Source organism: Candidatus Bathyarchaeia archaeon (genome assembly GCA_038882715.1).
Classification (GTDB): Archaea; Thermoproteota; Bathyarchaeia; order Bathyarchaeales; family DTEX01; genus DTEX01.
Map to the genome: position 1 here is coordinate 37,818 of JAVZNR010000010.1, position 22,438 is coordinate 60,255.

Here is a 22,438-nt window from a genome sequence, read left to right on the forward strand (position 1 = left end):
GGTGAATCAACAAAAATGTAGGTAATGCTTAATAATATGTTGTAAAATATTTTTACTTTGCTATTTAAAGGCTAGAGGTTATCCGTGTTGTCTAATGCTGTGCCTAATGCTTTAAGGAGTGAAAAGATTCAGAGGATGCTTAGGGCTTTGAGGGATGGAGAGTTTAGCAGCATAGAGCCGGCTGTAAACTTCGGTGTTGGGGTTGAGTATCCGGCTCTCAAGGGCTTCTTCGGCCTTTTTGAGGAAGCTAATGAGGCTCTTCTGGCGTTAAGTGAGACCGGTCTTTTGAGTTCTGAAATAGTGGATAATGTTGCAGTTTGTCCCGTCTGCCGATCCCATAGGCTTATGGTTAAGATGCATTGTCCCTCATGCGGCTCGTCTAGGCTTGTTAGGGGCGCTATGATTGAGCATTTGTCGTGTGGGCATATTGATTTTGAGGAGAGGTTTAAGGGTGAGGGGGGGCTTATATGCCCGCGCTGTGGTAAGCCGCTTAAATCTTTAGGGGTAGACTATAGGACGTTTAGCTTCCTTTATAGGTGTCTTGGCTGTAGGAGCGTTTTCTCAGATCCGAAGGTTGAGTACCTGTGTAGCAGTGGGCATAGTTTCGGTGAAGGCGATATTTCTGTTCAGGTTGTTAGGGCTTTTAGGCTTAACCCTGAGAAGAGTTTTCTGCTTGAGCGTTTAACATTTGATCTCGAGGCTGTCTTTAAGCCGCTGAGGGATGCGGGTTTCGTTGTGGAGTCTCCTGCCGAGGTTCGTGGGGAGACTGGCATCAGCCACGAGTTCTCTTTTGCGATATGGGGTAGCGCTGAGAGTAGGGGTGGCGGTGAGCCTCCTGTTGCCGTTGGCTCCACGCATACGTTTGATAGTGCTGTGACCGCTGTTAGTGTTCTTGCGTTTTGGGCTAAGGCTGCTGATGTTGGTGCGAGGCATAAGTTTATGGTGGTGCTCGGCGGCGTTGATGGGGGCGGTAGGGAGCTTGCCGATGTTTATGGCGTTAAGATTATTGATGGTAAGAGTTCATCCGAGGTTTTATCTAAGGCTAAAGCCATGATATTGGAGGCTGCTGAGGCCGCTAGAAGAGAGACGGAGAAGGGGGAGGGGGGGGCTGCGCCGGCTCCATCGTAGTCGATGTTTTTCGGCGGCGCTTCATGGGAGGAAACTATAGTCTAAAAATCTAGACTATAAATCTTATAAGATTTAAGTGCTCTAAATTATAACAGATGTATTATCTGTAGTATGAGGTGAAAGTAAGGTTGAGTAGGTCTTTTAGGAAGAGCGCTAAGGCAGTCAGCCCTGTTATTGCGACAATCATTATAGTCGCAGTAGCCATAGTCATGAGCATAGCAGTAGCATACTGGATGCTAGGACTAGCAACAACATTCACAAGATACGAAAAACTAGAATTCGTAGTAGCATACGCAGAAAAAACAACAGAAACTGTTGATTCTTTCAGTGTCGCTTTTAATGTCACATTACAGATTAAGAATACTGGGTCTTCTGACGCGACAATACAGATGATATTACTCAACGGAAAACTGGATGGACAAGCATGTGTAAATGTTACCGATACGGCGTACGAAGCTCTTTCAAATTCATCTTTAAATATACCTGTGAAGGCTGGACAAACAGTATTATTGTATGTGGGTCTTCCAAACACTTATTCATCTGGGCAGACTGTTGAGATAATGGTTCAATCGGCTGCTGGTAATCAGTATCCTAAGACAGTAGTCTTGCCTTAGGCCTTAGTCAACAATTAACGCTAAAGTTATATGCTCTTCCTTCCCCCTAAATTTTTGTTAAAATACGTATGAAAGTTTTTGTTGAGGGTTCAAGTTTTGGCTGAGAAAAAAGAAAATAAAGAGAATAATGCGGATAAATCTAACGTTAATGCTGGTGTGGAGGGGAAAAAGAAGAGTAGTTTACGCTCTTTATTCTCGTTCTCCATAGGTAAGAAGGTTGCTCCACCACCGCCGGTCGCCGTCTTCTCAAAGCTCCCGGAGAACGCGGAGATCCTAGACTCCTACGCGATTCATCCGCCTTTCTCGAAGGTTACGATAGCGAGACTTCCGGAGCTGGGCGGTGGAAAAGCATACTTCGTTGAGGAGGTTGAGCTAACACCTGAGGAGCGCCCAATCCTAGATAAGCTGATCGACATCATGAGCATCGAGATTGAGCCTCCGGAAAACGAGAACATTAATCCTAGCACATATATTGAGAGCGAAGCCGAGAGACTAGCAAAAAAATACGGCTTAACTAAACGCGTCAAGCGCTTAGGCGAGGAGTCATGGCAAAGAATACTATACTATCTGCATAGAGACCTCATAGGCTTCGGGCCATTACATGTGCTCATGAGCGACAGAATGATAGAGGACATATCAGTCAACGGCGTAAACCTACCAGTATACGTCTGGCACAGAAGACACGAAAGCATGCCGACAAACCTAAAAATAGTCGATGAGAGAACCCTAGACAACCTACTCGTAAAGCTCACACACATAGCGCAGAAACATATTTCAACAGCATTCCCAATACTCGACGCCATGCTCCCAAGCAAAGACAGAGTCGCAGCAACATTCAGATTCGAGGTCTCACCGAAGGGAAGCACATTCTGCATAAGAAGATTCAGGGAAGAACCATTCTCAATAGTCGACCTAATAGAGCTCGGAACAGTAGACGAGATGCTAGCAGCATACTTCTGGCTCATGATAGAAAACAGAATGACCATAGCCGTCATAGGCGGAACAGGCGCCGGGAAAACAAGCACACTAAACGCCCTAGCAAGCCTCGTAAAACCATCCATGAAAATAGTCACAGTCGAAGAAATACCCGAACTACTGCTGCCGCATGAAAACTGGGTTCAACTCGTAAGCAGGGCAAGCTACGGCCTAGGCATGGCTAAGATAGGCGAAATATCGCTGTTCGACCTAGTTAAAGTCTCGCTGCGATATAGACCAGACTACATAGTTGTAGGCGAAGTCAGAGGCGAGGAAGCCTTCGTGCTCTTCCAAGCCATGGCTACAGGGCACGGCGGATTAACAACCCTCCACGCCGAGAGCATCGAGCACGCTGTGAAAAGGCTGACAAGCCCCCCAATGAACGTGGCTGAAAGCTACATACCGCTCATAAACGTCGCGATACTACAGGAGCGCGTCCAGCTGCCCAGACCCAGAATGGGGTTAACCTTCGGTAGAAGGATTAGAGAAGTCTGCGAGGTTATTGATTATGGGAAGTATGAGCGGATAGCGTCATGGAACCCCCTAAACGACAGCTTCAACTCAAACTTTAAAAAGAGCGAGATGCTGAGAAGAATAGCCATAAAATACGGCGTCAGCGTGGAAAGCGTCCTAGAGGAGCTCTCCAGAAGAGCCCTATTCTTCCACGACCTGCTGGCCCGCGGAGTAAGAAACAACAACGAGGTTAAGAGAGAAATAATGAGATACTACCTGCTAAACCCATTCCCAGTCATAGCCCTACAAAGAAGGATCGGAGGCTAAAAAAGAGATGGCTTCATTCACAGGCCTAGCCTACCAAGGCTTCAGCTGGCTCTCAAAGGCGCTAATGACGATACTCTACGCTGGGAGACCATCCAAGCTAAGAGATAGCCTAGAAGCCGCCGGAATAAAAATATATCCCGAAGCATACCTCTCAGTGGTAGGCTTCTTCATAATAGTCTCCGCAGCAGTCTCAGCCATAATAGCGTGGCTAACAGGCTTCCTCCCAATCCTCATGGCGCCAATCATAGTCCTCCTAATCGGCTACACGCTGCCAAGCATAAAAGCCCAAGACAGAGCCTCAAAACTCGACATGGAAGCACCATTCATGGCAGCATACATAAGCGTCATGGCGACAGGCGGGCTATCACCATACTCAAGCCTAAAGAGGCTTAAAAACTGCGAGCTCCTCCCACACACATCTAAAACAGCGAGGCTCATGGAGGTCGACGTACACTTGAAAGGCATGGATCCAGTAGCAGCCATAGAGAAATCCGCTGAAAAAGTCCCCTCAAAAGAATATAAAGAATTCCTTATGGGATACGTCCACACCCTGAGAACAGGCGGAGACGTCGTCCACTACCTCTTGACGCGGACAGAAACCATGTTCAGAGACCTAGCCACAAAAATAAGGGCTTTCGGCGAGCGGGCGGCGCTGCTCCTAGAATCATATGTAGCCATAATGATCCTCTCAACCCTAGGCATAAGCATCGTCTACCTAACATCCATAGCCTTCCAAGGATACTGGCAGGGAGGCTTCACGGCTGAAAACTTCCTCCTATACGCATACATAATCGTCCCCGTCCTCTCAATCCTCTTCATATACCTCTCAGACCTATCCAGCTTCCAGGAGCCGATCTACGAGACCGCGCCCTACAAGATCTTCGCGGTCTCACTGCCCCTAATGATATTCCTCCTCCTAGAAATGTTCTTCATATACCTTGTTCCAGAGCTAGCCCTAGCGCTGCCATTCGCAGACCAGTTTAAAGGCTTCCTAACATTTCTTAGAAGCATATTCGGCCTTGAATTAGGCTTCGAACCATCCCTAGGTATGGGCATAGCCCTAATAATCAGCACGATCCCGGCGGCGTTATCCCACAGCTACTACAACCGCCGAAGAGGGAGAAGCATAGTCAGAGAGGTAACAAACTTCCTCAGAGACATGACCGAAGCAAGGAAGACCGGCGCATCGCCCGAAGCATGCATAGATCAGCTCTCAGCGAGATCCTACGGAGAATTCTCCAAACACTTGAAGATAGTTGCCAGGCAGCTCCGCTGGGGTCAACCATTCAGGGTCGTGTATGAAACGTTGAGGAAAAGGATAAGCTCATGGTTTGCGCTAATAAACCTCTACCTCCTAGTCGACGCAACAGAGGTTGGCGGCGGAAGCCCCGAAACCCTTGAAACCATGGCTAGGTTCGGCGAGATGCAGGCCTCTCTTGAGAAGGAGAAGATGGCCGCCCTCCGACCGCTTATGATAATGCCCTACATAGGTTCAGCCATAATGGTCTTCTCAACTCTGGTAACCATAAACTTCATGTACTCGGCGGTTATGTCAATATCCCGTGTGGCAATACCCTTCAAACAGATCGTAATAACCATTGTTCCGGCGCTAGTCTTCCAATCATACTTAATGGGCATAGTGACCGGGAAAGTTAGCACAGGAAACGTCTCAGCCGGATTCAGGCACGCAATAATACTGACGACAATAACCCTGCTAACAATAGTTTTCATGCGCTTCTTCCAAATAATCCTGCCAATCTAACTGGGTTTACGTGGGGAAAAGCGATGCAGGTGCACATAAAACCGGTGAGAGACTTCAAGGGGGTGAGTGCCGCAGCGGATAAAAGAGCTGTTTCACCAGTAATATCAACTGTAATCATAACCGCAACGTTGCTAATAATACTGGTGGTCGCCTCCTCCCTAGCGATAAGCATGCTTGAAATCCAAATGCAAAACTCCGAGTTCGAGCAGGCTAAAACAGCAATGCTACTGCTTGACAGAACAATAATGGACGTGTCACTTAGGCCCGGAGCAGCAAGCTCAGTCCAATTCAACCAGAGGAGCGGGGGAATAGGCATGTACGAGAGCGAGCCAATCAACATAAAGATCGAGGACACCTCAAAATCAGAGATTATCCCAATAAACTCTTACGTGATTAAGTATCGTGGGGGGAGCATGGTTTCAGCTGCAGAAGCAAATCTAACCAATCCAGGCGGACTAATAGTCGACATGTCTAAGCCCTTAGGACATGTTCGAATAGAGTCTGGAAACGGCGCATGGATAATATTAGACTACAATAGAGTGCGTATCACCGTGAATAAGGAGCTTAGAACAATGGACATTTACTTGATCCGTTTAGAGAGAGGAACATTCGGCGGCTCCGGGACCGTGAATGTTAGAGTTCAAAACAAGGGAATAAATGTGAAATCAATAACGCTTAGCGAAAGCAGCCTAACGGTTCGCGTGGAAGTTGGCGGTATAAGCGAGGAGCAATTTTACTCAGGGATATCTGTTGTTAGGGTGATAGAGGTCACCATAATGGTTTCTGTGGCGTGAGGTGTTTTGGCGTGGTTCACGTATCAATACAGCATATTATTGGAACGGTCGCGCTGATAGGCTTAGCCATATCCCTCGCCCTAGCCTACCAGATAGTCGTCGGATACGTTGAAGAGAACGCTATTAAAACGCAGCTGAACCAGATCGCGGAGTACGTCTCGATGAGCATAACGAACACAATCAGCCTAACAGACTTCACTTACGGTGTCCTATCCATAGGCGAAGCGGTTTCAAAGCGCTTAAACCTTCCATTAGACCTCAGCGGGAAACCCTACAATATTACTATTGTGGAAAGGGGTGGAAGATACTATGTTCATGTGAGCATTGTTGGGAGAAAAGACTTGTACGCGGAATCACCTATAACAGCGAGCTCAACACATAGAATACGGATATTCGCCGGTGGAGATTTACCGGAAGGCCTACTAGAAGACTCCAACATTGAGCCTAGGGTATGGGTTTACGGCGGCAGCCCAAACATGGTTGTCTGGTGCCATAAGGCTGGCGACATCATATATGTTGGCTTAGGCCTATTGACGGGAGGCTAATCGACGATGAAGACATACGAGTATATTTTTGCAGCGATTATAATGGTTGCAATACTGCTGGCCGCGGTCTTCTTAACTGGCATATCGCCGCCGCTCTACAGGAGCACATCTGAAATGGAGCAGCTAAAAATGGCTGCGCAGAAGATAATGGCGCAAATACTCTTAAGCCCGGGGGAGCCGGATGACTGGGGTGAAAACATTACTATAAAGGGCTCCGACCTATCATCCTTCGGCCTAGCCGTAAGCACAGTCTTCACCCGCGAAGCATTTGTCTTAGACCCAGATAAGGTTCAGAGACTAAGCCAGAGCCTGCCGGGAAACATCCCTATACAACCGAACACAGTTAGAAGTCTCCTAAACCTCGACTTCGACTATAACATAAAAATGGAATTCATACCAACGCTAAAAATAGAAATACGCCAGACAGGTTTAAATAATATTGAGGTTAATGTTGTCTCGGAGCAAGGCATGCCTGCTGTGAATGCTAAAGTGACTGTTGGTGCGGTTTTCCTTAGCGGTGGGGTTTTCTTAGAGCGGGATTATGGCTTTACTGATGAAAACGGGTGCTGCAGCTTAACCTTAAATTTCTTTAGCCCAGCTCTCTTAATCGCTGCTGTAGATCATTATGGTGTACAAGGGGTTGCAGTGGAGACCGTTGGCGCCATAACACATGCCTACTTCATCGGTAACTTCTTCCTTTCACCCTATAGTATCTCTGGTAATGAGGTTTACCAAATATTTCTCACGAAACTTCCTAATGGATCTATCAATATGATGAGTGTGCAGTATAGTGCGAGCTTCGCTGGTAACATCGGCAGCTACTATGTGCATGAGATGGATGGCATAGAGCCGTATACCGTTGCGGTGGTGGCGGCCGCTGGTAGCAATCTTATGGCGGCTTGGAAAATTATCCCGGAGAGTTTCGGTTCCTTGGCTGAAGAAATGCCTTTAGCCTACATGCTTGAACGAAGCGTTAAGATCGGGTTCTCCTCATATACGGTTAGATTATGGGTATGGAGGATGTCTTGGTGATGGACTGTTCAAGGCTTGGGCAGGTGAGAATAATTGAGGCTGTTATAGCGGCGATCCTAATTTTTATAGCCTTCACGGCGGCGTTCTTCATGCTCTTCTCCTCGGAGAAATTCTTCAAACAGGAAACTGTTGACTTAAATAGGCTAGCCTATAATGTCCTGCATCGCCTAGCTGAATCCGGCGTAATCGAGATCGCTGTTAATGAAGGCCAAAGCACCGTGTTGGCCAACGCCCTCCAGAGCCTACTGCCCCAAAACGTATACTATAATCTGACAATTTATAAGAGGGATAGCTCCGGTCAGGGATGGAGCTATCCTTCTTATGTCTCAAACGCTCCTAGAGAAGTTTTTAAGAGGTCGAGTGAGGTTGCCTCGGCCAGCATAACCTACACGTCGAAGAATGGTAAAATATATTATCTGAATTTAGTTCTCACGAGGGCTGGGCTCACATGAGTTTCCGGTCTGACTTCTACATCATTATATTATTAAACCATAAAGAATATATACAATGACAGATATAACATATAACAACATAATGGAATATTCGGGTTGATTGCCTGTGAATCGATTTAGAAACGATAGGAGAGGGCAGTTCGTTATTCTGGTTGCGGTTATAATAGCGGCCTTCATGTTCTCCCTAATCCTGTCAATAAGCCAGATAAGTACGAAAAGGCAGGAAGTATCCTATGAGCCAGTAGACGAAACAGTCCTAGCGATAACAAGCGACTTCGAAAGATGCTTAACAAGAGCACTAGCGATCGCCTCACAACAAAAATATTTTGAGGGAGATGGAAATGCGATACCAGAGGGTGAAAAACTCATCGAAAGTTGGGTAAGTTCGGTGCTTGAGTCTTATGGAGGATTTGGACTAAATATTGAGAAAGGGCAAACGAGTTGGTCGTTGGATTATGGCATCAGTCAAGTTTTTTCACAGCTTAGCGTAAGTATTGAAAAGTATGGATTAAAGAAGTTATCAGTTTCTTTAGGCAAATGTGTGATGCTTAACATTGAAAATGTGATAATTGATAGAAACAGTGGTAACGTTAAAATTGAGTTTCAAATATTTCAGAGTGGCGAAAAGGGCAGAAGGAATGAACCGATACCAAATCTAACAGAGAATTCTCTATGGATTAAGGTTAACAATACGGTCGTCAAAAACTTTACTTTAAGTCCCTATATTGGGCGAGGTAGGTATATTGTTGAGTTTACTTCACCCATAGAGCTCGATGATGAGGTAACAATAATAACAATAACTATAATAGCTGTTACTCCCGAAGACAATATAGTTGTCTCAGCGCGTCGCTCCATATTCTATTCTGTAAATGAATCCGCGCCCCCTCAGGCGGCTGATTGGAGCACATTATACCTTGCGAAATATATAACAAAAAAGGTAATAATATTGTCTCCAGAGCCAAGCAGTGGCAAAGATGAGTTTGGGACGCCGCCAAGGAGCCATGGTCAAAGTGAAAGAGTAGAGATAAGATCAGAAAAGACGCCGTTCGAAATCACCCTTGACCATGAAATAGAAATTATATTATTTATGGAGGCAAGCAAGTATAAAGGCAAAAACTTCACCATACTTGTTACGGTATCCTTCGGATACTATAGTAGTTCTGGCCACTACCACCAAATTGGGAATGAGGGTATAGAGGTTGGGAAGCAAAAGGGAGGCGCCCCTGATATCTTCTATAACCTAACGTTTTCTGTGCCAGACGATATAAAAATCGTGCCGGAAGGAAGCGTTTTCGAGCTCGTAATAGAGGCGCGGTTTATTGGTGGGGATGGCACTCTAAAAATATATTTCGGCGGCGACACTCCATCAAGAATCAAACTGTATACCCCTCATTAAGAATCAAACTGTATACCCCTCCGCCTCCTTCATTTTAGCCGAATCAGGGTTCTTAAACAGCCAAGAGGCGTATAGGCTTAAAAATATGGCTAGGATCAGAAATAGAGTTGCACACACTTATAGGCGGCTGGATCCGGAGGAGCTTAAAGCCTACGGGAGCGAAGCGGCGCTCTCAAAGGATCTAGCGCTAAAATTGATAGAGGAAGCGAGAAAGAGAAGCGTAGATCCGCCCAAACCCTCGAGGCTCTAACTCAAATCTTCAAGCGGAGAAACATGGCGCTAGCCTACCTTTTCGGTTCAAGAGCTAAGGGTCTCGAAACCGAGGATAGCGACTGGGATATCGCTGTACTCTTCAGCGAGAAGCCGAGTGATATAGGCGGGCCTGGCGGGCTTCAAGAGGAAATAGCCGGAGCTTTAGGGGTAAGCGAAGACAAAATAGACCTCATAGAATTAGAGGCGGCTGACCTCCACCTGAAGTTCAGAGTTATAAAGGAGGGAAAAGTTCTCTACGAGACTGAGCCCGGCGTGAGGGCCAAGTTTGAAGCCCAAGTTCTCATAGAGTATCTTGATGCTAGAGGGATGTATGAGTTGTATCTCAGCAGGCTTCTGAAGAAGAGATCTTAATGTTTCGCGGAAAACAGTGTGAGGTCGCCTAGTATTGTCCTAGGGAGCCGTCCCTTCTGGCGGCGTCGTATCCGATCTTGAAGGCGTATAGCGATATGGGCGTCGTAACGGCTATAAAGATGATTAGGCTTACGATGTTTGTGAGTATTGCAGGCGAAGATAAATCCTTTCCAGACTGGAGGCATAATCTTATCCCGTCTAGGGAGTATGTTAGCGGGAAAGCCCTCCCAACCCACTCAAGATACCATGGCAGGAGCCTAAGCGGATAGAATACGCCTGAAACGAGCTGGCTCAGCCACGAGAAAGCCCACGTAACCGGGCTGCCCTGCTTAACCTTCATTATTACGCCGGCGCTCAATATGCCTATATCCATGTGACTCGCTATGAGCAGAACAGTCAATATTACTGCTGTTAGAATCGAGTATGGGGTCACGTAGAACTCCGCCCCTAGGAGAACGCCTATGGCCAGTGACATCAAGAGGAGCGCCGAGGAAACTATAAATGAGAAGCAGACCTCGCCTAGGAGGAAAACCTTAAAGTCCGTTGCGGTTGAAAGTATGGTCTCCATCGTGCCGTTCCACTGCTCTTCACGTATGCTTTCATTTATGCTTTGGACGGCGAAGTGAACATACTGCTGGAAGGCTATACCTATGAGCGCAAAAGTGAAGTAGCCGCCGACAGCGTAGCCAGCTTCCTGAACCTGCTGGGGTGTGGTGATAAGCGAGAACAGATAGTATGTTATAACGAATAGAACTATACCTGACAGCTCTAGGAGAAGCCAAAACTTATAAGTCCACCAAACTTTAAAGTCCCTCACAACGAAGGATAAGACGATGCGATATATGGGGGTTCTCCTCCTAGGCACGTCTTCTGAGATCACCTTGATAAGCTTCTCAACCTCCAAGATTTGAGCCGCCTCCTCAATATGTTGCGACTGTCCCCTCATACCTTATCCTGTTGACGCCCCACCTGAAAACCCTTAAACCTAAGGGTATAAATATAATGCTGTACGCGACCAGTATGGCTACGTCCCATAGAACCATGGGCGAAAGAACCGTTGCACCATTCAACAATATTCTTCGGGCAGCATCTAAAGCATAAGTGTACGGCATAAGCATAGCCGCCGCATATAGCCCCGGAAAAACCTCAAGGTATTTTAGCGGGAACAGAACCCCGCCTAGGAACTCGGTTACGCTGGCGAAGAGGAATGTGAGCGGGTCACCCTTTTTATACACGAGGATTAATCCGGCGGCCATTATACCTATGCCCGCGTAGCTTAAAACCATGAGCAGTATTATCGCTAGAAACGATAGCGCGGTTCCGAGATTTATTGTTAGTGGAACCTTTAAGACGCATATGCCTACAATTAGAACGCCGAGCATAAAGTATCCGCTGACTAGGAAACCTCGGATCGACTGGCCAATAATATATGACCTCATGTTTATTAGTGAGGCAACTATTGGTTCAAGAGTACCCTCACGCACCTCATGCTGCAGGGAGTGGCTTAGCCTACTGATGCACATCCAGAGATAATTTGCTGTGGCGACGCCGACTAAGGCGAACGATATCCAGCCAACCTCGCCGTACCCGGCTAAAGCAACTCTCCTAGAATCAACCTGAAGACCCATGAAAGAATACATTGCAACTGAGGCGACTGTGCTTATGGTCTCCATTATAACCCAAGTTCTATAGGATAGGAATATTTTGAAGTTAGCCCAGAACACAGCCCAAACATGCCTAATCTCGGATGAGACGCGTGGGCGATCATCCCTAAAGAGCTCAACAATATCCTCGACCTTCAAGCGGATTCAGCCTCCCTAGTCAGCTTAACAAATATGTCTTCAAGCGTGGGTTCAGATCTACGCACCGCGGATATCTTCACGCCTAGAGAATCAAGTCTACTGACGATGGTTGGTATAGCCTCATACTCGTCGTCAACCTGTAAGCGTACAGTTACGTTAAACGGGCTGTTCTTGACATCAACAACCCTTTTAACCATTGGGAGCCTAGAGAGGCTCTCGACAACGCTGGTTAAGTTCTCTATCTCTTTAATATCCACCTCGATGGCACGTATGTCTCTAAGCATCTCTCTTAAAACCGAGGGCGGCGCATCAGCTATTATGCGTCCACCGCGCATTATGGCTATTCGCTCGCAGAGCTGCTCAACCTCAAACATGTTGTGACTAGTGAATATTATCGTCTTCCTGAGCTCGGTGTTTAAAGCCTTCAGAAGCCTCCTAGTCTCAACAGCGCTTATGGTGTCTAAACCTATCGTTGGCTCATCCATAAACAGTATCGGCGGGTTGTGCAGTAAGGCTCTGGCCAGCATAACCCTAACCTTCATTCCCGTAGAATAGTCTTTGACGAGCTTCTTCCTCTCCTTACTCAGCCCGAAAAATTCAAGCAAAGCGTTAATTCTCTTCTCAGCGACGTCTTTAGGAACATTCTGAAGGTAAGCGTAGAACCTCAGGTTGTCTTCGGCGTTAAGCCTCCAGTAAAGCGATCTGCCGCCCGTCTCGCCGTGAAACCAGCCTATGCAGCTCCTAACCTTAACAGGCTCCTTCACTATATCGTAGCCGTTTACTTTAGCTGTCCCCTCGGTTGGAAGTATTATCGTGCAGAGCATCTTTATGAGCGTGGTCTTCCCGGCACCGTTAGGCCCAAGAAGCCCGAAAAACTCACCGCGCTTAACTTTAATATTCACGTGGTCAACTGCCTTAACATAGCGCTTAGCATTATCCTCTTTACTCTCAAACACCTTTGTTAGATCAAATGTTTCAACAGCGTATTCCATCAAATATTACCGCTCGGGCATCTATTTAACCTAAACTAATAGCGGGAAGAAAAATAAGTTGTCTTTGCCTAATAAGCGTAACTGCCGGCACCCATCTTCGAACATCCAAGGTTCATAAGATGCCTTGAATTACGGCTGATAGGCTCATTAACTCTTCAATAACCGCGTACTTGGAGACATTGGTCTCACTAAAACTCCATTTATTATTCCTGAAGAGGATAAACTTCACGCCAGCTCTCTTAGCGCAAGCAGCGTCTATCCAATGATCGCCGACAAAAACCGCTTCGTCGGCGGATACGCCTAAAGTTTCTAGGGCTTTTAATAGATGTTCAGGGTCAGGCTTTAAATTGTTAACGTCATCTCTTGTGATGAACGCGTCGACATATTTGTCCAGCGAAAACATTTCAATGATTCTAGCAGCATACTCTCTACAGCTGTTGGTTACAATACCGGTCTTCAGCCCCATTTTCCTCAAGGTGTTAAGCGTCTCTAAAGCCCCATCCATCAGCTTAACTCCCTCCAGAGCCTTTATCTCAAAGATGCTTAGCATCGACTTAGCTCCCTCAAAAACTCTGCTAATGAACTCTTCAGGCAGGTTTTTCCCACGTAGGCTTTCACCCGCAGCCTTAAAAATCTCGAGGCTAGGCATGCTCTCGCTTAGGAGGCTGGGTTCAACGCCATGCTCAATAAAAAATTTAATCAACGATTTCTTTGCGCCAGCATAATCTATTCTGGAATGTATTAATGTGTCATCTAGGTCAAATATCACAGCTCTTACTTTAACCATTTCTCATCTATCTCCGATGGAATAAGTCAAAAATTTTAGCAACCGCTATAAAAACATAAAATACTGTTTTTCTTTATATGTATTTTCAGCGTAATCAGATGCACGGTAACCTACAGTGTGCTTAATGTACCAGAAATAGTGAAATAATAACAGAGAGATGCGTTTTAGGCTGGCCTTGGAATGAGGGAGCGTTCGCTTGCAAAAGCGTTTGCGCTTACGGTCGCTGGGTTGCTAGTTTTCATTCTCTACCTCTACTTTTTTGTCGGCATAAGTGACATGATTGAAGTTTTTAGGAGGGTTAATCCATATAGCTGCCTGCCCATATACTTTGCAACCATAGTCGCAATGGTGCTGAGCATGCTCTTTTACTCTATGAGCTGGAACACGCTCCTGAAAGCATTGTCGGTAAACGCTGGCCTAAAAAAGGCTTTCATTTACTGCTGGCTGGGAAACTTTGTGGATCTTATAATTCCATTAGAGACTATTTCAGGCGAAGTGGTTAGAACCTATCTTGTTCAGAGGGATTCTTGGGATCCGGGCAGGGTTGTAGCGTCGGTTATCGCCCACCGTATAATAACAGTGTTTGTTACTTTAAGTAGCCTACTGGCAGCCTCCCTCTTCCTATTCTTTAGGTATGAGATTGGCGCCGAAATCCTATACTTGCTGGCGATGATAAATGCAGGTTCTCTTACTCTAATTGTTCTTTTACTCTACGTTTCCTTGAGGGAAGAGGCTGCTGAGAAAATAGTCAACGCGTTCGTTAAGGTTGTTTCTCTAATAGTTGGGAAGAGCCGCTTAAACCCCTCAGAAGCCAGGAAAAAAGTGTATCAAAGCCTAATTCAATTTCATAGCGGTTTTAAGTCGTTTGGTAAAAGGTTGGATGCCGTGGCGAAATCCGTAGCTTATGGCTTTGTCGCCTGGGTTTTCCATTTAAGCGTATATCTATTAGTTTTTTATGCGTTAGGATTCAATGAAATCTCGATGAAGGTAGTTGAGTCAATTGTAGTTTACGCGGTAAGCCTCGCCGTTCAATCGGCGCCGATAGCGCTTCCGCTTGGACTGGTAGAAATAGTTATGACGAAGCTATATACACTATTTAATATTCCAACAGCTATTGGCGGAGTGGCCACGCTTCTCATAAGAGCTGTAACCTTCTGGTTCCAAATCGCAGTCGGATATGTTCTGGCTCAATGGATAGGTGTAAAAGAACTGATTGGTCAAAAGCCTAAAGAAACATCAACCTGTTAAAAAGATTTTTCTAGCTAGGAGCTGCTAATCTTCTATTGTGGAAGAGTTGAGTCAGAAGCCGCTAATAGCCCTTACAATAAGATACTTCACTAGAAGAGGTTATACTATAGATGAGAATCCATCTCAGAATAATGATTCGCCGCGCAGAGGCTTCGACCTAATGATACGGAGGGGAAGCGAAGCCCACCCGGTTTGGGTTAAAGACTGGAATAGAACTGTTGGCGTAAACATAGTTATAAATATAGATAAAATTGCGCAGAACGCTGGTTTATCCAGCCCAATCCTTGTAGCTAGAAAGTTTAGTGAGCATGCGAAGGCGTACGCAAACCGCAGGGGAATAAGATTGATCACGAAGTCAGATATATTGAAGGGGCTAAAAGTATTCTAAAATTTATCTAAATATTCCTCCAGTTTCCCTTCAGCCTCAAGCTTGCCTAGCCAGTCTACGACCCCAACCCTACGTTCCCTTAACCCGCCAAGAACATCTAGGATCTCTTGAACAACTTTATTCACGCTTTTCGATGTCACATCTATCTCGCAGACCTTTTCAACACCGAACTTCTTCACGGCTTCGAAGAGACAGACATCTAGGATTTCAGCAGCTAGGTTCTCCATAATCTTCCTCTCCGTGTAAGATCTCTCCTCAAGAATTCTCTTGAGCTCTTCGGGGTTTCTCCTCAAAACGAAGACGATGCTCGCTTTCTCGGCTGGGGTAACGTCGACGGCTAAATGCCCCTCTATAATTATGTCTTTTTGGGCTTTTGAGATGATTTCGCCGACTCTCCTAGAAATCTTTTCTATATCAGCAATTAAAGTGTCTCTCTCCTTATCGAAACCGATGTAAAGCTTCTCCTTCCTGATGAGTTCGCCTAAAGACACTAACTGGGCGTCTATCCTAGATGCGAGCGCGGCTGAAACCGAAGTTTTTCCAACGCCCGGTGTTCCAGTTATAATTATTATGCGCCTAATAGATATACTCACCTACCTTCAAAAGCATTCAGTATCTCTCATACTCTTGATTTATAGACCAAGTATATATATGCGCTTAGATCTTTATCCGAACCTCTTCTTTTATGCTCCTCAAGACAAGCGCGGTCTCCGTGCTAATTACACCGTCAATCATCCCTATATCGTCGATTATCTTCGCGAGTTTGTTTTGATCTTCGGTTCTAATCTTGGCTAAAGCATAGTAGGAACCTGTTACATCGTAAACTTCGTAAACGTCATTCATTCTGCTTAACGCTTCAAGAACATTATGTAGCTTCTTTGGATCCGCGTTTATCAGCACAAACGCAGTTATGTTTTTTCCAACCTTCTCTGGGGAGACTATGGCGGTAAACCCCTTTATAACGTTCTTTTTAAGGAGCTTTTTCACCCTAGTGAATATTGTCGCTTCGCTAACATTCAGCTTCTCAGCTATTTTCCTGAAAGATACCCTGGCGTCCTCCTGCAGCATCCTAATTATTTCCCTATCAACATCATCTATTAGACTCATTATATATCCCTTCAAAAATAAAGATTCCAAACTCAAATATATAAATCGATTGAAGAAAAAACGCTTTATAGCATGAATATTAAAGATTCTTTAATGTTTCCGAAACATTTATAAAGAAATATGCTTTCTCCTATTAAAGCGTGAAAAAGGAGGCGGTAACCTTCAAGACAAAATGTCCTGAATGTGATGCGGAGATAGAAGTCCCGGAAGACGTGATATCTGGTGAAATAGTTAGTTGTCCAGACTGCGGTCTTGACTTAGAGATAACACTTGATGAGAAAGGCGCTATTAACGTTAAGCCAGCTGAGATTGAAGGTGAGGACTGGGGCGAATAGAATCAGATGGTCAGAATAAGCCTAGTGTACGATAGGGTTAGATGGGAGGAAAAGGCATTAATAGAGGCGTCTGAGAGGCTTGGATTAAATCTGAATCCAATAGACTCGAAAGAAATCTACCTTAACGCGACTGAAAACCCCGACAAGCTTGAGGGAACATTTGGGGATGTGGTGCTCCAGCGCTGCATAAGCTACTTTAGGGGCCTACATATAACAGCAGTCCTAGAAGGTTCAGGCCTTCGAGTCATAAACCCATTCAACGTCTCACTGATCTGCGGAAACAAGCTCTTCACGATAATCGCCCTATCAAAGCTAGGTATCCATGTTCCTAGAACACTGGTAGCCTTCACAAATGAGGGGGCTGTAAAAGCCCTAGAGGAGTTAGGCTACCCAGCTGTCTTGAAACCGGTTGTGGGAAGCTGGGGTCGCTTAGTGGCCCTTGTTAAGGATAAGGAATCTGCTCAGGCGCTTATAGAGGCACGCGAAGAAATGCAGAACTCCCTTATGCAGATCTATTATCTCCAAGAGTATATTAAGAGGCCGCCGCGCGACATACGCGTACTGACTGTTGGGGATGAGGTTATCGCGGCAGCATACCGCTACCCGGCTGAAGGCGATTGGAGAACCAATGTTGCCCGCGGAGGGCGAATGGAACCATGCCGCCTCACAGATGATCTTGCCGAGATCGCCTTAAAGGCTTCTAGGGCTGTTGGCGGCGGAGTTTTAGCGGTCGACTGCATGGAGTCGCCTAACGGCATAGTTGTACACGAGGTTAACAATACGCCGGAGTTTAAGGGACTCTACTCCGCAACTAGAGCCGATATACCTGAGAAAATTATTAGATATGCTGTTAAGGTGATGAAGAAATGAAGGTTGGTGTCTTCGGTGCCTCAGGGTATGTTGGCGGCGAGCTTCTACGCCTGCTCCTAGCCCATCCGAAGGTAGAGGTTTCAGCTGCAACATCAAACACTTACGCTAACGAGTATGTTCATAGGGTTCACCCAAACCTTAAGGGTCAAACGACACTAAAGTTCATTAAGTCTGATCCACTTAAGGTTGCCGATCTATGCGACATCCTGTTTGTTTCAACGCCGCATGGTGTCTCATCATCCTTTGTGCCGCAACTAATTGAAGCCGGCTTAAAAGTGATAGATACAAGCGCGGATTTCAGGCTTAAAAACCCGGATGATTACGTGAAATGGTATGGATGGAGCCATAAAAACCCAGACCTCCTCAGTAAAGCTGTTTACGGCTTACCGGAGCTCCACAGGGAAGAGATTAAGAAGGCTCAGCTGGTCGCTGTTCCGGGATGCATGGCTGCAGCCAGCATCTTGGCTCTCGCACCCATAGTTAAATCGGGTAAAATTGAAGTTGACAGGATTGTGATAGACTTTAAAGTTGGCTCCTCAGGCGCTGGCGCTAAACCATCATTGTCAACGCATCACTCTGAGCATTTCGGCGTTATTAGACCGTATAAGCCTGTCGGCCATAGGCATACGGCTGAAATCGAGCAGGAGCTCAGTCTCCTATGTGGAGAAAGAATTAAGGTCTCAATGTCAGCCCACGCCGTCAATATTGTTAGGGGGATACTTTCAACATGCCATACTTTCCTAAAAGAGCCGGTGACGCCGATAGAGGTTTGGCGCATTTACAGGGATTTTTACTCTAATGAACCCTTTATCAGGTTTATACGTGATGTTAAGGGGATCTACAGGTATCCTGACCCGAAGATAATCGTGGGTTCAAACTTCTGTGATATAGGTTTCGAGATAGATGAGCACACGGGCAGATTGGTGATTTTATCAGCCATAGATAATTTGATGAAGGGGGCTGCTGGAACAGCTGTTCAAGACATGAATATAATGTGCGGCTGGGATGAGAGGGAGGGCTTACGCTACTATGCATTACACCCAATTTAAAGTTTACCCTATAATTTTGTGAGCGTGTCCACGATGATAGTCCTGAAAATCGGCGGAGACATATTTAGAAGGGGGCTAAGCGATAGCCTCGCCAACGATATAGGTGAAATCTTAAAGAGGGACAGGCTGGTTATCGTTCATGGTGGTGGAGACGAGGTTACAGAGATAGCTGAGAAGCTTGGCAAGAAGCAGATTTTCGTGACCTCGCCTGAGGGCGTCAGGAGCAGGTACACGGACGAAGAGACCGTGGAAATATACACGATGGTTATGGCTGGCAGGGTGAATAAGGCGATTGTCAAATGGCTTATAGGGAAAAATATGCCGGCTGTTGGGATTTCAGGCGTCGACGGCGCATTAATGATCGCGAGCAGGAAGAAGAAGCTTCTGGTGGTTGATGAGCGTGGGAGAAAGCGCATTATAGATGGAGGCTTCACTGGAAAAATATCGAAGGTTAACTCAAGTCTCCTTGAGGTTCTCGTAGACCACGGTTTTCTGCCAGTCGTCTCACCTATAGCCCTTGGCGAAGAGAACGAGTACCTGAATGTTGACAGCGATAGGGCGGCTGGGCAGATAGCTAGCGCGTTAAAGGCTGAAAAAATAGTCTTTCTGACGGATGTTCCGGGCGTAAGATTAGGCGAAGAATATGTTAAGCGGATTAAGCTAAGCGAGGCCAAGGAGGTTCTGCCTAAGATAGGCCCCGGCATGGATAAGAAGCTAATTGCTTCGATAGAGGCTCTGGAAGCCGGCGTTAAAGAGGCTATTATCGCATGCGGGTTCACGGATAGCCCGGTGATAAGCGCTCTTAACGGTTTGAATGGTACGGTGATAAGCGCTGAATGAAGAGGAAATGATGGGCGTCGAAAACTCTTTTCTCGCAAATGTTTACCAGAAGTATCCTATTTGTGTCGTTAGAGGCGAAGGCGCCATCCTCTATGATGTTAAGGGCAGACCATATGTAGATTGCATGGGCGGCTACGGGGTAAGCCTAGTTGGTCACTGCCACCCTAAGGTTGTTAAAGCCATAAAGGAGCAATGCGAGAAGCTTATAGCGTGTCACGGCTCACTATACAATGATAAAAGAGCTGAGCTACTGGAGAAACTAGTGAAGATAGCGCCAAAAGGGTTAAACAAGGTTTTTCTCTCTAACAGCGGCGCTGAGGCTGTTGAATGCGCCATAAAGGCCGCGGTAAAATACGCTGGTAAACATGAGATTATAAGTATGGTTAGGGGTTTTCACGGCAAAACCTTGGGCGCGCTGTCGGCAACATGGAACCCGAAGTACCGTGAACCCTTCAAACATATTTTAAGCCAGAGCTTCAGGTTTGTGCCCTTCGGAAGGCTCGATAAGGTTGAGGAGGCTATTACGAAGGATACCGCGGCAATAATTGTCGAGCCTATTCAAGGAGAGGGTGGAATTCACGTCGCACCGCAAGGCTATCTTGAGGGATTGAGGAAGATATGCGATGAAAACGGTGTAGTGCTGATATTCGACGAAGTTCAAACGGGTTTTGGAAGGACGGGCCGAATGTGGGCCTCGGAGCACTGGGGTGTTACGCCGGACGTGATGTGTGTTGCAAAGGCCATGGGTGGCGGAATACCGATAGGTGCAACAATAGCTAGAGAGGATATTATGGGTTCGCTGAAGGTTGGCGAGCACACAAGTACGTTTGGCGGAAACCCCCTTGCATGTGCAGCTGCCTGCGCGACGATAGACGCCATAATTGAAGAGGGGTTGGTTGAAAGGGCGCGAGTTCTTGGAAACAGGTTTAAGCATATTCTTCAGGGTCTTGTAGATGAGTTTAGTATTTTAAGGGAGGTTCGCGGCTTAGGTCTGATGCTGGGGCTTGAGACCAGAATAGACATATACAACATATTGATGGGGGCTTTAGAGAGAGGCGTAATACTGCTCTATTCAGGCAGGAACATTATACGTTTTCTTCCTCCGCTCACGATAAGTTTAGAGCACCTTGAAAAGGTAGCTGACGTGTTGAGAACGGTTCTCTCAGAGGAAGAGAAGAAGTTGCCAGCAGGTATTGGCCACCATGGTGCCGGGGAATGAATCGAGGGGAATGGCGCCCAATAGATTTGTTGAGAAGGATGCTGGAGATTTACAGCCCAAGCGGCAGAGAGGGCGAGATCTCATCTTTTCTGGCGGACGTTATGGCGGAGCTGGGCTTTGACAAGGTTTGGAGGGACAAGGTTAGCAACGTTTATGGGGAGATAGGGTTCGGTGGACCGACTATTCTTTTATGTGGACATATGGATACCGTCCCCGGCAAAATAGACGTTAAACTTGAGGGCGATAGGCTTTATGGGAGGGGGGCCGTAGATGCAAAGTCTTCTCTGGCAGCCATGATCCTGGCTGCTTCAAGCCTAAAATCAGAGGGTTTAAAAGGACGAGTTATAGTTGCCGGGGTTGTTGATGAGGAGGGGCGGGGGAAAGGCATTAAGCATATGATTCGCGGAAACCTTAATGTGGATTACGCGATATTTGGTGAACCGAGTGGCATAAGAAACATAACGTTCGCGTATAAGGGTCATATCAAGTTAAAGCTTGCTTTTAGAACAGCTGCCGGGCATGTTGGAGCCCAGCATATTATGCCTAACGCTATCGAGAAGTGTTTTGAGTTTTGGAGTAGGCTTAAAGATTTATGTGACCGCGAATATAGGTCGCCATACGGCGTCTTCTACTCACTAACGCCGGCGATAACGAGCATATATGGTAAGGGAACAACCCGAAGCATACCTGACACATGTTTTTTAGAACTCGATTTACGTCTGCCACCCGCAGTTAGCTGCGAAAAAGCGGTGAAGATTATTGAGGATTTAATTGATAGGTTTAGGTATGAAAACTATGGGCTAAACCTAGATCTTAAGGCTATAGATATGGTTAAACCATATGTGGCTGACAAAAGTTCCCTCGTAATAAAGGCTCTTAAGGAGGCTATCCTTGAAGAGACTGGCGAAGAGGCTAGATTGATTCGGAAGACTGGGACAGGCGACATGAACATATTTGGATCACACTTTAAGGCGCCAGCTGCAACATACGGCCCCGGAGAAGCCGTTTTAAGCCATACGCTGAACGAGCATATAGATATCAAAGAATATTTAATGAGCATAAAAATCTATAAAAGAGCCGTTGAGAAGATTTTAAGCCACGGCTCATAAAGGGAGAAAGCGCTAGAAATGATGCCCATAGGTGATGAGAATCGGCCTTCTAGAAGACCATATGTGAATTACGCATTAATACTCGTAAATATTGTTGTGTTCTTCTACTTTTATCTGCAAGGTGCAAAAACGTTTCGCTTAGCCATACTTAGTTATGGGGCTATTCCTGCAAACATTTTAAGCGGGAGAAGGTTGGAGACTCTTCTCACAAGCATGTTTATGCATGCGGACATTATGCATCTGCTGGGAAACATGCTGTACCTATGGGTTTTCGGGGATAATATTGAGGATGCTTTAGGCCACGCCAAATACTTAATCTTCTATCTATTCGGCGGCTTGTTTGCTAGCCTAATCCACATAGCGTCAACGATTCTATCCTTATATACGAGCCCGATTCCTTATGTTGTAGTCGAAATGGGGACTCCAGCGGTTGGGGCTTCAGGAGCCATCTCAGCGGTTTTAGGTGCGTATATGCTCCTGTATCCGCATGCGAGGATAAGGACCTTAGTCTTCTATATTTTCATCACAATAGTTAGTATTCCGGCATACTATTACCTCGGCTTCTGGTTCATATATCAGATGTTGATGGG

Annotated in this window: 26 protein-coding genes; 20 read left to right on the top strand and 6 right to left on the bottom strand. The window is 46.1% G+C overall.

All coding sequences use genetic code 11. From position 1 onward, the window contains the following. The first annotated feature begins 87 nt into the window (after nucleotides 1-87). The 11 genes from QXR61_07005 (at nucleotide 88) to QXR61_07055 (ending at nucleotide 10,102) form a co-directional block, all read left to right on the top strand. The gene (locus QXR61_07005; GenBank protein MEM3757693.1) at nucleotides 88-1,128 is read left to right on the top strand and encodes a hypothetical protein; all 1,041 of its coding nucleotides are present in this window, start codon (nucleotides 88-90) and stop codon (nucleotides 1,126-1,128) included. A gap of 128 nt (nucleotides 1,129-1,256) precedes the next feature. After that, entirely contained in the window at nucleotides 1,257-1,742 is a 486-nt protein-coding gene (locus QXR61_07010) for an archaellin/type IV pilin N-terminal domain-containing protein (GenBank protein ID MEM3757694.1), read from the top strand. Nucleotides 1,743-1,838: 96 nt separating this feature from the next. Further along, on the top strand, nucleotides 1,839-3,497 hold the full coding sequence (locus tag QXR61_07015; protein ID MEM3757695.1) for a type II/IV secretion system ATPase subunit: 1,659 nt from the start codon (nucleotides 1,839-1,841) through the stop codon (nucleotides 3,495-3,497). A gap of 7 nt (nucleotides 3,498-3,504) precedes the next feature. Further along, on the top strand, nucleotides 3,505-5,259 hold the full coding sequence (locus tag QXR61_07020) for a type II secretion system F family protein (protein MEM3757696.1): 1,755 nt from the start codon (nucleotides 3,505-3,507) through the stop codon (nucleotides 5,257-5,259). A 23-nt stretch (nucleotides 5,260-5,282) separates the two neighbouring features. After that, on the top strand, nucleotides 5,283-6,053 hold the full coding sequence (locus tag QXR61_07025) for a hypothetical protein (GenBank protein ID MEM3757697.1): 771 nt from the start codon (nucleotides 5,283-5,285) through the stop codon (nucleotides 6,051-6,053). Next, nucleotides 6,050-6,598 (top strand): hypothetical protein, encoded by a 549-nt coding sequence (locus QXR61_07030; protein MEM3757698.1) that lies wholly within the window; start codon nucleotides 6,050-6,052, stop codon nucleotides 6,596-6,598. The genes QXR61_07025 and QXR61_07030 overlap by 4 nt, the downstream gene beginning before the upstream one ends. Nucleotides 6,599-6,604: 6 nt before the next feature. Next, entirely contained in the window at nucleotides 6,605-7,630 is a 1,026-nt protein-coding gene (locus QXR61_07035) for a hypothetical protein (GenBank protein ID MEM3757699.1), read from the top strand. After that, on the top strand, nucleotides 7,627-8,082 hold the full coding sequence (locus QXR61_07040; GenBank protein MEM3757700.1) for a hypothetical protein: 456 nt from the start codon (nucleotides 7,627-7,629) through the stop codon (nucleotides 8,080-8,082). The genes QXR61_07035 and QXR61_07040 overlap by 4 nt, the downstream gene beginning before the upstream one ends. A 106-nt stretch (nucleotides 8,083-8,188) precedes the next feature. Next, nucleotides 8,189-9,478, top strand: a complete 1,290-nt coding sequence (locus QXR61_07045; GenBank protein ID MEM3757701.1) for a hypothetical protein — start codon at nucleotides 8,189-8,191, stop codon at nucleotides 9,476-9,478. Between the two features lie 31 nt (nucleotides 9,479-9,509). After that, complete coding sequence (locus tag QXR61_07050) at nucleotides 9,510-9,728, top strand: HepT-like ribonuclease domain-containing protein (GenBank protein MEM3757702.1); 219 nt, start codon at nucleotides 9,510-9,512, stop codon at nucleotides 9,726-9,728. A 5-nt stretch (nucleotides 9,729-9,733) separates the two neighbouring features. Next, entirely contained in the window at nucleotides 9,734-10,102 is a 369-nt protein-coding gene (locus tag QXR61_07055; GenBank protein ID MEM3757703.1) for a nucleotidyltransferase domain-containing protein, read from the top strand. 28 nt (nucleotides 10,103-10,130) lie between these two features. Here the strand turns inward: QXR61_07055 and QXR61_07060 are convergent, their stop codons facing one another. The 4 genes from QXR61_07060 to QXR61_07075 form a co-directional block, all read right to left on the bottom strand. Continuing rightward, entirely contained in the window at nucleotides 10,131-11,048 is a 918-nt protein-coding gene (locus QXR61_07060) for an ABC transporter permease (GenBank protein MEM3757704.1), read from the bottom strand. Beyond that, nucleotides 11,023-11,904: an ABC transporter permease gene (locus QXR61_07065; protein MEM3757705.1), complete on the bottom strand. Its 882-nt coding sequence runs from the start codon at nucleotides 11,902-11,904 to the stop codon at nucleotides 11,023-11,025. The genes QXR61_07060 and QXR61_07065 overlap by 26 nt, the downstream gene beginning before the upstream one ends. Next, nucleotides 11,901-12,896 (bottom strand): ABC transporter ATP-binding protein, encoded by a 996-nt coding sequence (locus QXR61_07070; GenBank protein ID MEM3757706.1) that lies wholly within the window; start codon nucleotides 12,894-12,896, stop codon nucleotides 11,901-11,903. Before QXR61_07070 ends, QXR61_07065 begins: the two co-directional genes overlap by 4 nt. Nucleotides 12,897-13,008: 112 nt before the next feature. Next, a complete protein-coding gene (locus QXR61_07075) occupies nucleotides 13,009-13,683 on the bottom strand; it encodes an HAD-IA family hydrolase (GenBank protein ID MEM3757707.1) in 675 nt (224 codons plus the stop codon). A gap of 180 nt (nucleotides 13,684-13,863) precedes the next feature. Between QXR61_07075 and QXR61_07080 the strand changes: the two genes are divergently transcribed. Together QXR61_07080 and QXR61_07085 are read left to right on the top strand one after the other, a co-directional pair. Next, on the top strand, nucleotides 13,864-14,931 hold the full coding sequence (locus QXR61_07080; protein MEM3757708.1) for a lysylphosphatidylglycerol synthase transmembrane domain-containing protein: 1,068 nt from the start codon (nucleotides 13,864-13,866) through the stop codon (nucleotides 14,929-14,931). Nucleotides 14,932-14,977: 46 nt separating this feature from the next. After that, a complete protein-coding gene (locus QXR61_07085) occupies nucleotides 14,978-15,319 on the top strand; it encodes a restriction endonuclease (protein MEM3757709.1) in 342 nt (113 codons plus the stop codon). Here the strand turns inward: QXR61_07085 and QXR61_07090 are convergent. Further along, a complete protein-coding gene (locus QXR61_07090; protein ID MEM3757710.1) occupies nucleotides 15,316-15,912 on the bottom strand; it encodes an adenylate kinase family protein in 597 nt (198 codons plus the stop codon). The genes QXR61_07085 and QXR61_07090 overlap by 4 nt on opposite strands. A gap of 64 nt (nucleotides 15,913-15,976) precedes the next feature. Next, nucleotides 15,977-16,426 (bottom strand): Lrp/AsnC family transcriptional regulator, encoded by a 450-nt coding sequence (locus tag QXR61_07095; protein MEM3757711.1) that lies wholly within the window; start codon nucleotides 16,424-16,426, stop codon nucleotides 15,977-15,979. Between the two features lie 140 nt (nucleotides 16,427-16,566). Here QXR61_07095 and lysW/argW point away from each other — a divergent pair, with 140 nt between their 5' ends. From lysW/argW to QXR61_07130, 7 genes are all read left to right on the top strand, one after another. Further along, the gene (gene lysW/argW, locus QXR61_07100) at nucleotides 16,567-16,761 is read left to right on the top strand and encodes an alpha-aminoadipate/glutamate carrier protein LysW/ArgW (protein ID MEM3757712.1); all 195 of its coding nucleotides are present in this window, start codon (nucleotides 16,567-16,569) and stop codon (nucleotides 16,759-16,761) included. A 6-nt stretch (nucleotides 16,762-16,767) separates the two neighbouring features. Beyond that, nucleotides 16,768-17,631 (top strand): lysine biosynthesis protein LysX, encoded by an 864-nt coding sequence (gene lysX, locus QXR61_07105; protein MEM3757713.1) that lies wholly within the window; start codon nucleotides 16,768-16,770, stop codon nucleotides 17,629-17,631. Next, entirely contained in the window at nucleotides 17,628-18,680 is a 1,053-nt protein-coding gene (gene argC, locus QXR61_07110) for an N-acetyl-gamma-glutamyl-phosphate reductase (GenBank protein MEM3757714.1), read from the top strand. Before lysX ends, argC begins: the two co-directional genes overlap by 4 nt. A 33-nt stretch (nucleotides 18,681-18,713) precedes the next feature. Continuing rightward, a complete protein-coding gene (locus tag QXR61_07115; GenBank protein MEM3757715.1) occupies nucleotides 18,714-19,520 on the top strand; it encodes a [LysW]-aminoadipate/[LysW]-glutamate kinase in 807 nt (268 codons plus the stop codon). A gap of 7 nt (nucleotides 19,521-19,527) precedes the next feature. After that, complete coding sequence (locus tag QXR61_07120; protein ID MEM3757716.1) at nucleotides 19,528-20,739, top strand: aspartate aminotransferase family protein; 1,212 nt, start codon at nucleotides 19,528-19,530, stop codon at nucleotides 20,737-20,739. Continuing rightward, nucleotides 20,736-21,848, top strand: coding sequence for a M20/M25/M40 family metallo-hydrolase (locus QXR61_07125; GenBank protein MEM3757717.1), 1,113 nt, complete (start codon nucleotides 20,736-20,738; stop codon nucleotides 21,846-21,848). Before QXR61_07120 ends, QXR61_07125 begins: the two co-directional genes overlap by 4 nt. An 18-nt stretch (nucleotides 21,849-21,866) precedes the next feature. After that, a partial coding sequence (locus QXR61_07130; GenBank protein MEM3757718.1) for a rhomboid family intramembrane serine protease occupies nucleotides 21,867-22,438 on the top strand: 572 nt, incomplete at its 3' end.

Coding starts and splice junctions, on each gene's coding strand:
- QXR61_07125 (MEM3757717.1), top strand. CDS start 20,736: ATGAATCGAGGGGAATGGCGCCCAATAGATTTGTTGAGAAGGATGCTG.
- QXR61_07020 (MEM3757696.1), top strand. CDS start 3,505: ATGGCTTCATTCACAGGCCTAGCCTACCAAGGCTTCAGCTGGCTCTCA.
- QXR61_07115 (MEM3757715.1), top strand. CDS start 18,714: ATGATAGTCCTGAAAATCGGCGGAGACATATTTAGAAGGGGGCTAAGC.
- QXR61_07025 (MEM3757697.1), top strand. CDS start 5,283: ATGCAGGTGCACATAAAACCGGTGAGAGACTTCAAGGGGGTGAGTGCC.
- QXR61_07075 (MEM3757707.1), bottom strand. CDS start 13,683: ATGGTTAAAGTAAGAGCTGTGATATTTGACCTAGATGACACATTAATA.
- QXR61_07095 (MEM3757711.1), bottom strand. CDS start 16,426: ATGAGTCTAATAGATGATGTTGATAGGGAAATAATTAGGATGCTGCAG.
- QXR61_07060 (MEM3757704.1), bottom strand. CDS start 11,048: ATGAGGGGACAGTCGCAACATATTGAGGAGGCGGCTCAAATCTTGGAG.
- QXR61_07080 (MEM3757708.1), top strand. CDS start 13,864: ATGAGGGAGCGTTCGCTTGCAAAAGCGTTTGCGCTTACGGTCGCTGGG.
- QXR61_07120 (MEM3757716.1), top strand. CDS start 19,528: ATGATGGGCGTCGAAAACTCTTTTCTCGCAAATGTTTACCAGAAGTAT.
- QXR61_07035 (MEM3757699.1), top strand. CDS start 6,605: ATGAAGACATACGAGTATATTTTTGCAGCGATTATAATGGTTGCAATA.
- QXR61_07070 (MEM3757706.1), bottom strand. CDS start 12,896: ATGGAATACGCTGTTGAAACATTTGATCTAACAAAGGTGTTTGAGAGT.
- argC (MEM3757714.1), top strand. CDS start 17,628: ATGAAGGTTGGTGTCTTCGGTGCCTCAGGGTATGTTGGCGGCGAGCTT.
- lysX (MEM3757713.1), top strand. CDS start 16,768: ATGGTCAGAATAAGCCTAGTGTACGATAGGGTTAGATGGGAGGAAAAG.